The 296-nt window shown below is 30.4% G+C and carries 1 protein-coding gene; it reads left to right on the top strand.

Translation table 11 applies throughout. From position 1 onward, the window contains the following. Positions 1-39: 39 nt before the first annotated feature. Positions 40-296, top strand: a 257-nt coding sequence (locus tag ACJDU8_RS25820; protein ID WP_406795040.1) for an HTH domain-containing protein, incomplete at its 3' end; no start/stop codon positions are given.

Raw genomic sequence — 296 nt, 5'->3', positions numbered from 1 at the left:
TTTTATTATAATGAAACAGATAAAGTAGGAGTGGATAAGATGAGTAATAAGATATTTTCAGAAGAAGAAATTGAAATACTGTCAAACAATACCTATGTTAAGCACGTAAGTGAGAAAGGAATTACTTATACCGATGAATTTAAGCATATTTTTGTAAGTGAGAATGAAAAAGGAAAGTTTCCGAGACAAATATTTGAAGAATGTGGTTTTGATATAAGTATTTTAGGAATGGAACGTGTAAAATCATCAGGTAAAAGATGGCGTGCTGCATATAGAAAACAAGGAGTACTTGGACT

This window comes from Candidatus Clostridium eludens (assembly GCF_045310515.1).
GTDB lineage: Bacteria > Bacillota > Clostridia > Clostridiales > Clostridiaceae > Clostridium_B > Clostridium_B eludens.
This window is presented reverse-complemented; position numbering and strand designations above follow the sequence as displayed.